We start from the raw sequence: 12694 nt of genomic DNA on the forward strand, positions 1-12694 counted from the left end.
GAAGGTACAGTCCATGTCCGATCTGTCCCGAAGAGGTTTCCTCGGCGCCGCGGCGGCGGTGACCGGCGCCGCGGTGGGCGCCGCACTGCCCGGCGCCGACGCCCAGGCCTCCCCCGAGCAGGAGCGCAGGCACGAGCGTCACGGGGATCTCCGCGACATCAGGCACGTGGTGATCCTGATGCAGGAAAACCGCAGTTTCGACCACTATTTCGGCTCCCTCAGGGGCGTTCGCGGTTTCGCCGACCGGTCGACCATCACGCTGCCCGGCGGACTGTCGGTGTTCCAGCAGCCCACCTCCGCGCCCGGCACGCCGGTCACGGGCACGCAGTACCCCTGGCGCCTGAGCGACGCCCCGGCCACGGCCTACCCCGCCGGGCACCAGCCGCCGAGCGCGGAAACCGGGGCCCAGGGCTACGGCGGCACCGCGCACAGCTGGGACGACCAGCACGGCGCCTGGTACGGCGGCCTGATGAACGGCTGGGTGTTCGCCAAGCACGGACCGACGACGCTGGGCTACCTCAACCGCGACGACATCCCGTTCCACTACGCCCTCGCCGACGCCTACACCGTCGGCGACGCCTACCACTGCTCGGTGCTCAGCGCCACCGGTCCGAACCGGACCTACCTGTGGAGCGGCACGATCGACGCGCAGAAGAAGTACAGCGACTTCGTGGCCTACAGCGGTGGCGACGAGATCGGCCGGAACCTGCTCTGGGAGTCCTACGCCGAGACCCTGCAGAAGGCCGGTGTCTCCTGGCGGGTCTACCAGGGTTCCGACAACTACGGCGACAACGGCCTGGAGTACTTCGCCTCCTTCGCCAAGTACGACCCGGAGCAGGGCGGCACGCCGGCCCCGGGCAACGTGCTCTACGACAACGGCGTGGCCACCGTCCCCGAGCCGGTCACCGGGATCACCGGCAACGCCGACAACCTGGCCAACGCCATCAGGGCGGACGTGCTCGCGGGCCGGCTCCCCCAGGTGTCGTGGGTGGTCACCAACCAGGCCTTCTCCGAGCACCCGGACGGCGCACCGAACGACGGCGCCTACTTCGTCAACGGCGTACTGCAGGCGCTCAACGCCGATCCCGAGGTGTTCAACTCCACCCTGGTGGTCATCAACTACGACGAGAACGACGGGCAGTTCGACCACGTGCCGCCGCCCGTGCCCGCCCCGGGGACCAAGGACGAGTTCTACTACGAGGCCTCGGGAACCCTCACCAGCTACGGCGTCAAGGAGCCCATGCCGGTCGGCCTCGGCTTCCGTGTGCCGCTGCTGCTGATCTCGCCGTGGACGCGCGGCGGCTGGGTCACCTCCGAGGTCTCCGACCACACCTCGGTGATCCAGTTCCTCGAGAAGTGGACCGAGGCGCTGGGCACCCCGGCGGTCTGCCCCAACATCAGTGCCTGGCGGCGCGGCGTCTGCGGCGACCTGACCGGCGCCTTCGACTTCGACTCCCCCGTGTACGGCCTGCCGGAACTCCCGGCGACCACGGTGCTCGGCGACCCGCAGGGCGGCTCCTACCACCCGCCGGCGACGAGCAACCAGATGCCGAGGCAGGAGCCGGGCGCCCGGCCTGCCCGCGCGCTGCCCTACCAGCCCAACGCGAACCTCGACGGGTTCACCTTCGGGGCGGACGGATCGGTGCGGGCGAACCTGTCCTTCGGCAACGCCGGACCGCATGTCCGCAAGGCCAGCCACTTCTCCGTCTACGACAACGCCGCGCCCGCCCCGTCGCTGGCCGACTACCCGGCCAAGTTCCCGGGGCAGTACACGGTCGAGCCGTCGCGGGAGGCCGTGCCCGGTTCGGTCGCGATCACCTCCGGTGCCTACGACCTCACCGTGGTGGGCCCGAACCGCTTCCTGCGGCACTTCACCGGTGACCTCACCGCCGCCGGGAAGACGGCGCAGGTGAAGGCGGAGTACTACCGGGGCGGGTTCGGCCCGAGGCCGCGGCTGATGCTCGAACTGGTCAACGACGGCACGGAACCGGTGACGTTCACCGTCGCGCCGAACAACTACTCGAGCGAACGCGCCCGGACCTACCGCGTGCCCCCGCGCGGCCGCTCGACGCACGTGGTGGACCCGCTCGCGACCGCCCACGGGTGGTACGACCTGTCGGTCACCCTCGCCGGGGACCGCTCCTGGTCCCGCCGCTATGTCGGCCACCTCGAAGACGGCCGGGACAGCGTCTCCGGCTGACGCACGGTACGTCTGGGGCGCCCTCAAGGTTGGCCTTGAGGGCGCCCCAGACGACCGAAAGGGGCAACTCACTCGCCTAGGACCTGTATCGAAGTGGTTTGCGTGGCGGTGCGGGTGGCGGAACCTGACGTGGTCCCTCGCTGTGGGATCTCCTCCTCATGAATGCCAATTCACCACGTCGGAGCTTTCCTCGCGAGGAACCACGTCAGAACCCGCGGTGGTGCCAGCTGACAGCCCACGGCAAGCGGCTCCGCCGCTTTGAAACGCACCCCAAGCGTGGGACACAAGTGCCGGAGGGTGGGACACAAGGCGCGGACTCAGGCCGCCGCGGCGGCCAGCAGTTTCTCGGTGCGACGGACCGCGGCCGCCCGTTCCTTCTCGTTGGCCGCCAGCGCCCGCACCACCGGATCGTCCGGGCCGCGCCGGGCCCGCAGTTCCGCCATCCGCTTCGTGAACGAGACCGGCTCGCCGTCCGGGCTGGTCGTCATGTCGCAGTACCACAACGCGTCCCGTACGGCGGTGTGCTCGTCGGCGTATCCGGCGAGCCGCCCGGACAGGCCGATCAGGTCCGCCACGGCGGACGCCCCGGCGTGGTGGGCCACCAGCGCGCAGATCCGCCGCGGTATCCCCTGCCGCAGCAGGAAAGCGGCCCCATCCAGCTGGTGCATCCCGGTTTCGGCCAGTTCGGCGGCGTAGCCGATGTCGTGCAGCCACGCCGAAGCCACCAGCACCGGCCGGTCCCGCGGCGGCAGCGCCGGGGCGACCGCGGCGGCCTGGCGTGCCACCCCTTGCGTGTGCGCCCACCTCCGCGACAGTTCGGTGGCCAGCAGGCGTTGCGCGGTCTCGCGGGCCCAGGCCACCAGGTCCACCTCGCCCTGGGTGGCCCGCAGCCGCCGCCGCACCTCGCGCTCGATCAGCACCGGTACGAAGTCGGTGACGGCGGCTCCGTCGAACTTCGACCGGGCCTGTTCGACCCAGTCGTGCAGGACCTCGGGTCCCACCAGATCCTGCCCGCCCGCGAGCCTGGCCTCAAGCCGCCGCATCCGCCGGTCCAATCGCGACAGACGGTCCTGCGGCGAGGCCAGAGTTGTCGTCATCACTCCCCGATTCCCCTTCATGCCGCGACTCGACGCGGCGAACCAAGTCTGGTGTCCCGCGGTGGCGTCCACAAGCGCCGTCCCCACCGCAGGGGATTCCCCGTTCCCTCCCGCCACGGTAATAGCGGCCGCCGAACCGGATGCGGCGGCGGTGAAGGAACTCACAGCCCTTCGGTTCGGGCAAGCGCTTTCCCATCCACCCCGCACTGGCCGAAACAGCCGGGGCACAGCAACTCCTCACCCGCGCTGCCGAGCAAGGCGCATTCCTGGTGCCGGTCACAGCGCGGGCAGCGGAATTCGGTCAGCTCCGCGAGGCTGTGCAAGCGCAGCGCGGCGGAGACGAAATACGTGGAGACCACGGCCACCGCTCGCCCGTCCACGAGCACCACGACCGGATGGTTCCCGGCGGGAGGGCGGGACCGGCGCCGGGCCGGCGGTCTGTCCCACGCTCTGTCCCACGCGTAGACCACCGGCACCCTCCCACCCCGGACACCCGGCGAAACCGCCGGCCGTCCGCCTCGAGAATCCGAAGAACCAGTCCGTGAAGAGTCCACCCCATCGGCGGGCCGGGGTGCCAGGGCCGAAGGACCCCACCTGCCGTTGGCGGCGTGCCGAAAGGTCAGGGCGCGGGATCCGCGGGTTCGGGCGGCCAGGCGGCCGGGTCCAGCACGCCCGCGACGTAGGCCCGGGCGACCAGCGCCGGTTTGCCGGTCACCCCCCAGCGCCGGGAAAGTCGCCCGAAATGGTAATTGACACCGTCGACGGTCAGGCCGAGGGCGGAAGCGATCTGGGCGGTGGTGGACCCGCCCGCGGCCAGGGCCAGGATGCGCGCTTCCCGCTCGTTCACGCCGGTCCGGCCGCCCTCGGGCGCGGGTGCGGGCCCGGGTTCGTCCAGGACACGCAGCAGAAGCAGGAGGTGCAGCGGGGCGCCCGGGGTGTCGCTGACCACGTCGACCGTCATCTCCCCGTGGCGTTCGGCACCGGAACCGCCGGTCCAGGAAACCTCGACGGGATAGCGGGACCTGCGGCGCAACCGCACGGCTTCGGCGATGGGGTGCAGTCCGGTGGTGGGGTGGAACAACTCGAGGACGGAGCGCCCCTCGAGCCTGCCGGGCAGCACGCCCCATTCGGCGGCCATGGCGGAGTTCGCGGACAGGATCGTGCCGTGGGCGTCGCAGAACGCGACGGGCATGGGCATCCGGTCGAACAGGGCGACCGTCCGGTTGCGCCAGAAGACCGCCTCGTCTTCCGGGCGCCGTCCGTTCCCCGCCATGGGCTCTTCCTCTTCCCGGATTTCGCGGCCCTACCGCATCGGGTGTGAGGGCACAAGTCCGAAGCCGAGGTGAACGCTACACGTTCCTGTAGTGGCGCTGCCGGTGCGGCCCCCGGCGCGGCGGAAGGGTGGAGGAAACCCGCCGCCACGGCGACGGTCCCAACACCACCTACTCCCCAGGGAGAATTCCGATGACCGAAACGCTCGTTTCGCCCCATGGCGAGACTCGCGACGGCATCCCCGTCATCGACATCTCCGAGCTCCCCCCGGCGGGCGCACCCGTCCTGCGGCTGATGGAACAAGCCCGCCTGCTCGGGCCCGCCTTCGTGCAACGCCGCCACGGCCACGAGATCCTCTTCGTCAGCGGCCTGGACCTGGTCACCGAACTGGCCGACGAACAGCGGTTCACCAAGGCCATCACCCCGGCGCTGCACAACGTCCGCGAATTCGCCGGCGACGGGCTGTTCACCGCCCTCAACGACGAACCGAACTGGGCCAAGGCCCACGACATCCTCATGCCGGCCTTCGCCCTCGGTTCGATGCGCACCTACCACCCGGTGATGCTGCGCGTGGCCCGGCGGCTGATCGCCGCGTGGGACCGCCACGCGGCGGACGGGACGCCGGTGGACGTGCCCGGCGACATGACCCGCATGACCCTGGACACCATCGGCCTGGCCGGGTTCGGGTTCGACTTCGGCTCCTTCGAAGGCGACGCACCGCATCCCTTCGTCGAGGCCATGGTGCGCTGCCTCGACTGGGCCATGCACCGGCTCTTCCGCGTACCCGGCGTCGACTACGGCGAAGTCGACGAAGCCTTCCGCGCCGACGCCGCGTTCCTGAACTCCGTCGTGGACGAGGTCATCACGGCGCGCACGGCGGGCGGGGCCCGCTCCGGCGGCCCGGCCGAAGACCTCCTCGGGCTGATGCTCGAAGCCGTCCACCCCGCCGACGGCACGACGCTGGACCGGGAGAACATCCGCAACCAGGTGATCACCTTCCTGATCGCCGGGCACGAGACGACCTCCGGCACCCTGGCCTTCGCCCTGCACCACCTCACCCAGCACCCGGCCGTCCTGCAGCAGGTGCGGGCGGAGGTCGACGCGCTGTGGGGCGACACCGCCGACCCGGAACCGTCGTACGAGGACGTCGGCCGCCTCCGCTACACGCGGCAGGTGCTCAACGAAACGCTGCGCCTGTGGCCCGCCGCCCCCGGCTTCGGCCGCGAAGCGCGCCAGGACACGCTGCTCGGCGGGCGCATCCCGGTGCGGGCCGGGCAGTCCGTCAGCGTGATCACCCCGATGCTGCACCGCGACCCGGTGTGGGGCGACAACCCCGAACTGTTCGACCCCGCCCGGTTCACCCCGGAAGCGGAGGCGGCGCGCTCACCCCACGCCTTCAAGCCCTTCGGCACCGGCGAACGGGCCTGCATCGGGCGGCAATTCGCGCTGCACGAGGCGACGATGCTGCTCGGGATGCTGGTGCACCGCTACCGGCTGGTCGATCACGCCGATTACCGCCTGCACGTCAAGCAGTCCCTGACCATCAAGCCGGATGGCTTCACCCTCGGGCTCGTCCGGCGCACCGCCGCCGACCGCACCGTCTCCCCGGCCACCACCGCACCGTCGGCCACGGCACCCGAACCGGACAGCGGCCTGCCCACCCGCGTCCGCCAGGGCACGGGCGTGCTGCTGCTGCACGGCTCGAACTACGGCACCTGCCGCGACTTCTCGCAGCGGCTCGCCGACGCCGCGGAGGAACTCGGCTGCGAAACCACCGTCGCGCCGCTCGACGACCACCTCGGCGCCCTGCCCACCGACTGTCCGGTCGTCATCACCGCCGCCTCCTACAACGGGCAGCCCACCGATGACGCGGCCGCCTTCGTGCGATGGCTCGGCGAGGCCGAGCCGGGCGCGGCCGACGGAGTCACCTACGCCGTGCTGGGCGTCGGGGACCGGAACTGGTCGGCCACCTACCAGCGCATTCCCACCCTCATCGACGAGCGGCTCGCCGCCCTCGGCGGCACGCGCCTGCTCGATCGCGCCGAGGGGGACGCCTCCGGTGACCTGACCGGGGCGGTCGGCTCCTTCACCGAGCGGCTGCGCACCGCACTGCTGGAGCACGCCGGTGATCCCGCCACCGCGGGAGCGGCCCCCGAGCCGCGGGACGACGCCGCGTACACCGTCACCGAGATCACCGGGGGCCCGCTCGACGCGGCGGCCGCCCGCCACGGAATGGTCCCGATGACCGTCACCGAGGTGGCGAGCCTGACCGACCCGGCCTATCCGCGGGTCAAGCGCTTCGTCCGGCTGGCCCTGCCCGACGGCGTCACCTACCGCACCGCGGACCACCTCACCGTGCTCCCGGCCAACGATCCCGCTCTCGTCGAGCGGGCGGCCCGTGTGCTGGGCGTCGATCCCGGCACCGTCCTCGGCATCGTCCCCACCCGCGCCCGCCGTGACGGTCTCGCCGTCGACCGGCCGGTGACGGTGCGGGAGTTGTTCACCCGGCACGTCGATCTGCAGGACCGGCCCACCGCCGGGCAGTTGCGCACCCTCGCCGGGCTCAACCCCTGCCCGCCCGAGCGCGAAGCGTTGCGGGCGCTGGCGGAGCGGCCGGACGAACGCACCCTGCTCGACGTCGTCGAGGACCATCCCGCCCTGCGCGAGGCCCTCACCTGGCCCGTCCTGCTGGACCTGCTGCCCCCGATTCGGCCGCGGCACTACTCGATCTCCTCCTCGCCCGCGGCCGGGCCCCGGCACGCCGACCTGATGGTGTCGCTGCTGCGGGCGCCCGCCCGGTCGGGACGCGGCACCTTCCGCGGCACGGGCTCGGGGTATCTCAACGCGGTGCGGCCCGGTGACACGGTGCTCGCCCGGGTCCAGCCGTGCCGCGAGGCCTTCCGCATCGCGCACGACGAGCACACCCCGGTGATCATGATCGCCGCCGGGACCGGTCTGGCCCCCTTCCGCGGCGCCATCGCCGACCGTCGCGCGCTCGTGGAAAACGGTGCCCGGCTCGCCCCGGCCCTGTGCTACTTCGGCTGCGACGCGCCGGAGGCCGACTTCCTCCACGCGGAGGAACTACACGAGGCCGAACGAGCCGGCGCGGTCTCGCTCCGTCCCGCCTTCAGCGAGTCCCCGGTGAACGGCCGCCGCTTCGTGCAGGACCGCATCGCCGCCGAGGCCGCCGAAGTGTGGCAGTTGCTGACCGCGGGTGCGAAGGTCTACGTGTGCGGCGATGGCCGGTACATGGCGCCCGGAGTGCGCGCGGCGTTCCAGGCGATCCGCGCCGCGCACGGCCCGAACGGCCCCAGCGCCGACGCCTGGCTGGACGAGATGATCACGAGCGGCCGCTACGTCGAAGACGTCTACGCCGCTTGACCCTTCCCGACTCCCACTCCCGAAACCGACACCGAAACGAGGTTCACCACAGAATGTCCACCATGCTCGCCGGACGCCTCCACTACGACACCGGAACCTTCGCCGTGGAAGAGGTGCCGATCCCGGAACCGGGCCCCGGGGAGGTCCTGATCGAGGTCAAGGCGGCCGGGGTGTGCCTGTCCGACGTCCACCTGATCGACGGCACGATCAAGCCGTTCCGCCCGCGCGAGGCGGTCACCCTCGGGCACGAGGTCTCCGGGGTCGTCCACACCGCCGGCCCCGGCCTCGCCGGGGAGTGGGCACCCGGCACGCGCGTCGCGCTGCAGGCCGGGCAGGCCTGCGGGACCTGCGAAGACTGCGTGCGGCGGCGCCCGTGCCGCCAGCCGCTCACCCGCGGGGTGGACTACGACGGCGGCTGGGCCCAGTACGCGATCGCCCGCGAGGACACCCTCGCGCGGATTCCCGACGCGCTGCCCTTCGACCAGGCCGCGATCATCCCGGACGCGGTGTCCACCCCCTACGCCGCCGTGGTCGAGACCGGCGGGGTCCGGCCGGCGCAGTCGGTCGGCGTGTGGGGAGCCGGTGGCCTGGGCGTGCACGGCATCCGGCTCGCCCGCCTGGCCGGGGCGGAACCCGTGATCGCCATCGACCCGCTGGCCACCGCCCGTGACCGCGCCCTCGCCGCCGGGGCCGACCTGGCCCTCGATCCCACCGACGCGGGCTTCGCCGAAGCCGTCGCCCGGGCCACCTCCGGGCGCGGGCTCGACGTGGCCTTCGACTTCGCGGGCGTCCCGGCGGTGCGCGAGCAGGCGGCCGCCGCGCTCGGCCGCGACGGCGTGCTCGTGCTCGCCGGGCTCACCCCGCATCCGCTCACCATCACCGGCGGCACGCGGTTCAGCTACCTGCGCAACCAGGTGCGCGGGCACTACGGATCCCGGCCGGAGCACGTCGAACAGCTGATCCGCCTGACCGCGGCGGGCAGGCTCGACCTGGCCCCGTCGATCACCGCGCACCTCCCCCTGGCCGAGGCGGCCGAGGCCGTCACCCGCCTGGAGAAGAAGATCGGCGACCCGATCCGGCTGGTGCTCGTGCCGTGACGGCACCGCCGGAGACGGCCTGGCGCGTCCACAGTGGACGCAAGCCGTCTCCGGCGCCCGGCGCGGGCCGGTGGGGGACAATGCCGGGCATGTCCCCGCACCCCACGCCCGGCGATCTCGTCGATCTCGTCGACGCCCTGCTCGCCCGGCCCGCGCCCGCCCCCATCGTCACCGCGGGGGATCCCGTGCTCCGCACCCCCGCGATCCCCTACGACGGTCAGCTCGACGGCGAGCGGTTCCACGGGCTGATCCGGTTGATGCGCGCGACGATGAACCAGGCACCCGGGGTCGGGCTCGCCGCACCCCAGATCGGTGTGCCCCTCCGGCTCGCGGTCATGGAGGACCCGGCCCGGGTCCGGCCCGGCACCACGGAGGAAGCCCTGCGTGCCAGGGAACGCGGCCCGCAACCGTTCCGGGTGCTGGTCAATCCCCGCTACGAAGCCATGGGCGCACGTCTCGCCGCGTTCTACGAAGGCTGCCTGAGCGTGCCCGGCTGGCAGGCCGTCACCGCCCGCCACCACACGGTCCGGCTCACCGGCCAGGACGAGACGGGACGGGAGCTCGACGAGGAGGTGCGGGGCTGGCCCGCCCGCATCGTGCAGCACGAAACCGACCACCTCGGCGGGACGCTCTACCTCGACCGGGCGGAAATCCGGTCGCTGGCGGCCGACCGGCACGTCCTCGAACGCTGGTCCGCCCCCGTGCCCGGGCCGGCGGCGGACGCGCTGGGCTTCCCGCTCCCCGGCCGCTGACCGCGCGGCGGCCGCCGGACCACAAGGGACGGTCGGGAGATTGGTTAAGCTGGCGCCGGAACCGGCAGGCGAGAGGCGGCAAGGTGACCATCTGGACCGATGTGACCAATTACGTGCGGGTGCGCTGGGAGGTGCTCGAGGAGTCCGACGGCTGGCTGCGGTTCCTGCTCGGCACCGAAGGCGGGCGCAGCCAGCAGGTCACCGTGCACTACCTGCCCGACCTCGACGGGGCCGCCTGCGTGGAGATCTCGTCCCCGGTCGGCTGGGCCGACCGGATCGACCTGCGGAGGCTGCTCGAACTCGCCGGCGGCGACACGGTCGGCGGCGCGGCCGTGGTGGACGGGGTGGCGCTGATCAAACACGTCGTGCCGCTGCACGACGTGAACCTCCGGGAGGAGTTCGAGCGTCCCCTCCTGTCCGTCGCCGCCCGGGCCGATGCCCTGGAACGGGATCTCGCGAAGACCGACGAGTTCTGACGAGAGCGCTTTCCGGATACCTGACGAAAGTCGGAAGTTCACGTTCCGCGGGTTGTCCCCGTGAACGACTGTCCTCCACGATGGCGGGGTCCTGATCCCGATTCGCGGAGGTTCGCCCGTGTTGCGGAAGTTCCTGTCGGTCCTCGCCCTGGTGTTCGCGCTCGGCACCACGGTCCTGGTCACCCCGGCCCAGGCCGCGGTCTACAACAGCTGTTCGGTGTCCGGCTGTTCGGCGGCGATGACCGCCTACGACGGCTGGAGCGAACTCGGCTTCCCGCGCTCGTCGGGCTGGTACGCCTGGCCCTACGGGGAGTACAACTACACCGGCGGCCGGTTCTACAACCGTGAGGGCCAGTTGCCCTCCGGGGACACCTTCTACGAGTACGACGTCAACCCGCGGCCGAAGGGGGCCTCACGGGACGCCGAGCGGATCGTGCGCGACGTGACCACCGGCGTGGTCTGGTACACCCCCGACCACTACGCCAACTTCTACCGCATCGTCTGACCCACCGGGCCGGGCCGGGACGGGCGCCCGTCCCGGCCCGGCCGTTCCCGCGGCCGCGAAACGACCGCGACACCTGCACGGAATCTTCACAATCCGGGAAAAAGATCTCCATCGAACCTGCCTAGAGTGGCGTTCGTGCTGGAAGAACGACGCAGGGTGCTGGTCGTGGAGGACGAACCGACGATCGCCGAGTCGGTGGCCGCGCGGCTGCGGATGGAGGGCTTTCTCGTCGAACTGGCCCACGACGGCCCGTCCGCGGTGGCGGCGGCCGAGGCGCGCGACCCGGATCTGGTGGTCCTCGACGTCATGCTGCCCGGGTTCGACGGCCTCGAAGTGTGCCGCCGGATCCAGGCGCGCCGCCCGGTGCCGGTGCTGATGCTGACCGCCCGTGACGACGAGAACGACCTCTTGGTCGGGCTCGCGGTGGGCGCGGACGACTACCTGACGAAACCGTTTTCCCTTCGCGAACTGGCGGCCAGGGTGCACGCGCTCCTGCGCCGGGTCAGCCGCGCCGCGCAGGCGAGGGACGAGGAGTCGGCCTCGCGGATCGTGCTCGGCGACCTGGAGATCGACCTGGCCGAACACCGCGTCCACCGCGCGGGCACCGAGGCGCACCTGACGCCGACCGAGTTCGAACTGCTGGTGTACCTGGCAGGGCGGCCCCGCGCGGTCCAGCCCCGCGAGCGGCTGCTGGCCGAGGTGTGGCAGTGGCCCGACCAGGCGGGCGCCCGCACCGTGGACAGCCACGTGCGTGCGCTGCGGCACAAGCTGGGTGCCGATCTCATCCGCACGGTGCACGGCGTCGGCTACGCGCTGGAGGTGCCGAAATGACCGTGCGGGCGGTGCTGGACCTGCTGCCGCGGCCCCTGGACCCGGTGCGCTCGATCAAGCTGAAGATCGGCATCCTGGTGGTCGCCTCCGGGACGGCCGGGCTCGCCTTCTTCTGGTGGCAGATCGGCTGGCTGCCGCCGCGGACCTCGCTCACCGCGATCATCGTCGCGCTGCTGTCCTCGCAGGTGCTCGCCCACGGCATGACCCGGCCGCTGCGGGAGATGACGGTGGCCGCGCAGTCGATGGCCAGGGGCGACTACGAACGCCGCGTCCGCGCGACCGCCCGCGACGAGGTCGGCATGCTCGCCGCGGCCTTCAACCAGATGGCGGCCGATCTGGCCGCGGCCGACCGGCAGCGCCGGGAACTGGTGGCGAACGTGTCCCACGAACTGCGGACCCCGATCACCGCCCTGCGCGCGGTGCTGGAGAACGTAGTGGACGGGGTCGCCGAGCCCGATCCGGCGACCCTGCAGACCGCGCTCACGCAGACCGAGCGGCTCGGCAGGCTGGTCACCGAACTACTGGACCTGTCCCGGATCGACGCGGGCGTGCTGCCCCTGCGGCGCGCCTGGTTCCCGCTGGCGCCGCTGCTGGCCGAGGCGGTCGCCGAGGCCGAGGTGGCCTCGGCGGCCGGCGGCCGCGCCGTCACCTTCGACGTCTCCGTCACGCCGCCCGGCGCGAAGGTCTTCGCCGATCAGGAGCGCCTGCACCAGGTGGTGGTCAACCTGGTCGACAACGCCGTCCGGCACGGACCGGCGGACGGGCTGGTCCGGGCTGGTCCTCGAAGTCCACGACCAGGGCCCCGGGATCGCCCCCGCCGACCGTGAACGTGTGTTCGAGCGGTTCGGCCGCGGCCGCCGGGCCGCGGGTGAAGGCGGCACGGACGGCGGCACCGGCCTGGGACTGGCCATCGCCCGCTGGGTGGTCGACCTGCACGGCGGCACCATCGCCGTGGTCGATCCCCCGCCCGGCGCGCCGGGCTCGCGCATCCGCGTGAGCCTGCCCGCCTCCGCCTGACCCACCTTCCCCTCCCCCGCCCGCGGCGACCGCCGCCGGGTGCCGCTGACGCACGCCCTGGGAGCG

At 72.4% G+C, this 12694-nt stretch carries 10 protein-coding genes and 1 pseudogene; 8 read left to right on the forward strand and 3 right to left on the reverse strand.

The window, feature by feature from the left end; translation table 11 throughout:
- Positions 1-13 precede the first annotated feature (13 nt).
- On the forward strand, positions 14-2200 hold the full coding sequence (locus ORV05_RS16700; protein ID WP_268759427.1) for a phosphocholine-specific phospholipase C: 2187 nt from the start codon (positions 14-16) through the stop codon (positions 2198-2200).
- 317 nt (positions 2201-2517) lie between these two features.
- On the opposite strand, the gene ORV05_RS16705 is transcribed toward ORV05_RS16700, so the two are convergent.
- The 3 genes from ORV05_RS16705 to ORV05_RS16715 all read right to left on the reverse strand — a co-directional run bounded on the left by ORV05_RS16705 (position 2518) and on the right by ORV05_RS16715 (position 4570).
- Complete coding sequence (locus tag ORV05_RS16705; protein WP_268759428.1) at positions 2518-3297, reverse strand: three-helix bundle dimerization domain-containing protein; 780 nt, start codon at positions 3295-3297, stop codon at positions 2518-2520.
- A gap of 161 nt (positions 3298-3458) precedes the next feature.
- Complete coding sequence (locus tag ORV05_RS16710; RefSeq protein ID WP_268759429.1) at positions 3459-3686, reverse strand: hypothetical protein; 228 nt, start codon at positions 3684-3686, stop codon at positions 3459-3461.
- Between the two features lie 230 nt (positions 3687-3916).
- Positions 3917-4570 carry a LuxR family transcriptional regulator gene (locus ORV05_RS16715; RefSeq protein WP_268759430.1) on the reverse strand — a complete coding sequence of 218 codons (654 nt, stop codon included), beginning with the start codon at positions 4568-4570 and terminating at the stop codon, positions 3917-3919.
- Positions 4571-4761: 191 nt separating this feature from the next.
- On the opposite strand from ORV05_RS16715, the gene ORV05_RS16720 reads away from it, so the two are divergent.
- The 7 genes and pseudogenes from ORV05_RS16720 to ORV05_RS16750 all read left to right on the forward strand — a co-directional run bounded on the left by ORV05_RS16720 (position 4762) and on the right by ORV05_RS16750 (position 12628).
- Positions 4762-7950 (forward strand): bifunctional cytochrome P450/NADPH--P450 reductase, encoded by a 3189-nt coding sequence (locus ORV05_RS16720; protein WP_268759431.1) that lies wholly within the window; start codon positions 4762-4764, stop codon positions 7948-7950.
- 62 nt (positions 7951-8012) lie between these two features.
- Complete coding sequence (locus ORV05_RS16725) at positions 8013-9047, forward strand: zinc-binding dehydrogenase (RefSeq protein WP_268759432.1); 1035 nt, start codon at positions 8013-8015, stop codon at positions 9045-9047.
- Between the two features lie 89 nt (positions 9048-9136).
- Entirely contained in the window at positions 9137-9799 is a 663-nt protein-coding gene (locus ORV05_RS16730) for a peptide deformylase (protein ID WP_268759433.1), read from the forward strand.
- Positions 9800-9882: 83 nt separating this feature from the next.
- Positions 9883-10275 carry a hypothetical protein gene (locus tag ORV05_RS16735; protein ID WP_268759434.1) on the forward strand — a complete coding sequence of 131 codons (393 nt, stop codon included), beginning with the start codon at positions 9883-9885 and terminating at the stop codon, positions 10273-10275.
- A 118-nt stretch (positions 10276-10393) separates the two neighbouring features.
- The gene (locus tag ORV05_RS16740) at positions 10394-10780 is read left to right on the forward strand and encodes a ribonuclease domain-containing protein (RefSeq protein WP_268759435.1); all 387 of its coding nucleotides are present in this window, start codon (positions 10394-10396) and stop codon (positions 10778-10780) included.
- A 156-nt stretch (positions 10781-10936) separates the two neighbouring features.
- Positions 10937-11611 carry a response regulator transcription factor gene (locus ORV05_RS16745; RefSeq protein ID WP_268759791.1) on the forward strand — a complete coding sequence of 225 codons (675 nt, stop codon included), beginning with the start codon at positions 10937-10939 and terminating at the stop codon, positions 11609-11611.
- Positions 11608-12628, forward strand: a pseudogene (locus ORV05_RS16750) (HAMP domain-containing sensor histidine kinase). Before ORV05_RS16745 ends, ORV05_RS16750 begins: the two are co-directional and overlap by 4 nt.
- The last annotated feature ends 66 nt before the right edge of the window (positions 12629-12694 follow it).

The organism is Amycolatopsis cynarae, from assembly GCF_026802195.1.
GTDB classification, from domain to species: Bacteria; Actinomycetota; Actinomycetes; order Mycobacteriales; family Pseudonocardiaceae; genus Amycolatopsis_E; species Amycolatopsis_E rhizosphaerae.

Excerpts from the sequence above, each read along its gene's own strand:
- ORV05_RS16725 (WP_268759432.1), top strand. The coding sequence starts at position 8,013 with ATGCTCGCCGGACGCCTCCACTACGACACCGGAACCTTCGCCGTGGAA.
- ORV05_RS16700 (WP_268759427.1), top strand. The coding sequence starts at position 14 with ATGTCCGATCTGTCCCGAAGAGGTTTCCTCGGCGCCGCGGCGGCGGTG.
- ORV05_RS16730 (WP_268759433.1), top strand. The coding sequence starts at position 9,137 with ATGTCCCCGCACCCCACGCCCGGCGATCTCGTCGATCTCGTCGACGCC.
- ORV05_RS16705 (WP_268759428.1), bottom strand. The coding sequence starts at position 3,297 with ATGACGACAACTCTGGCCTCGCCGCAGGACCGTCTGTCGCGATTGGAC.
- ORV05_RS16720 (WP_268759431.1), top strand. The coding sequence starts at position 4,762 with ATGACCGAAACGCTCGTTTCGCCCCATGGCGAGACTCGCGACGGCATC.
- ORV05_RS16715 (WP_268759430.1), bottom strand. The coding sequence starts at position 4,570 with ATGGCGGGGAACGGACGGCGCCCGGAAGACGAGGCGGTCTTCTGGCGC.